This is a genomic window from Streptomyces durbertensis (genome assembly GCF_014156695.1).
Classification (GTDB): Bacteria; Actinomycetota; Actinomycetes; order Streptomycetales; family Streptomycetaceae; genus Streptomyces; species Streptomyces durbertensis.
In genome coordinates this window covers 1-1,126 of the sequence record NZ_WMLF01000809.1, presented here as the reverse complement: position 1 = coordinate 1,126, position 1,126 = coordinate 1, and the positions used below count along the sequence as shown (strand labels likewise).

Below are 1,126 nucleotides of genomic sequence, written 5' to 3'. Positions count from 1 at the left end.
CCCTCGCGGAGGCCGGCGCCGCCTACCCCGGCCACGACCTCCGCCAGGGCACCAAGGTCACCGGCCTCGTCGAGGAGGACGGCCGCGTCGCCGGCGTCCGCTACCGCACCGCCGACGGCGAGGAACGCGAACTGCGCGCCCGGCCTGTCGTCGGCGCCGACGGCCGCTACAGCAAGACCCGCGAACTCTCCGGCCTCGCCTACGACAAGCAGCCACTCGAACGCGACGTGGTCTGGCTCCGCATGCCCCGCCCCGACGGCTGGCAGCGCGCCTGCTACCGCATCCGGCTCCAGGGCGCCCGCCACGGCCTGTTCATCCCCACCCACCCCGACGACATCCGCATCGGCTTCAACATCCCCAAGGGCGGCCTCAAGGAACTGCGCAAGGGCGGCATCGAACAACTGCACCGCCGCATCGACGAGATCGCGCCGGAACTCTCCGACGGGTTGCGCGAGTCGGTCACCGGATGGTCGGGTACCACCGTGCTGGACATCTTCACCGTCGCCACACCCCAGTGGTCCCGGCCCGGCCTCACCCTCATGGGCGACGCCGCGCACACCCTGACACCCATCCTCGGTCAGGGCGTCAACCACGCCCTCATCGACGGCCACACCCTCGCCGGCCTGCTCGACCGGCCGCTGCGCGCCACCGGCCGCCGCGGCGACGAACTCATCCAGACCGCCACCCTGCGCTTCCAGCACCAGCGCGAACAGGCCGTACGCATCTCCCGGGGCCTCCAGATGCGCCAGGAGAAGGCCTTCACCTACGGCAACCAGCTCGCCGTCGCCGGCCGCTCCACGCTCTACCGCGTCATGAACCGCAGCCGCTACCTCCAGAAGCGCGTCCTGTGCTCCGCCTACTTCCAACTCCAGCCGGAACTCGCCCGGTGAACGTCGAACCACCCGACGAGGGTCCCGCCGGAGGCACCGCCCGGCGGGACCCTCGTCGTCCCCCCACCGGTGACCCCGCTGCCACCGGCCGGCGACCGGGCTGGCTGCTGCTCGCCGCGTTCACCCTCGCCTTCGCGGCCTTCGAGGCCGCCAAGCACCAGGGCTGGACGCTCCCCGCCGCAGCCGTCGGCGCCGCCCTCCCGCTCCTCCTCACCCGAGTCCCCGGCGCCCTGCCC

General features: G+C 73.0%; 1 protein-coding gene and 1 pseudogene. Both read left to right on the top strand.

Features of this window, described 5'->3' with window-relative positions; all coding sequences use genetic code 11:
- A partial coding sequence (locus tag GL263_RS26975) for an FAD-dependent oxidoreductase (RefSeq protein ID WP_182858347.1) occupies nt 1–890 on the top strand: 890 nt, incomplete at its 5' end.
- A pseudogene (locus GL263_RS26970) lies at nt 887–1,126 on the top strand (hypothetical protein); the annotation flags it as partial. The gene GL263_RS26975 and the pseudogene GL263_RS26970, both read left to right, overlap by 4 nt.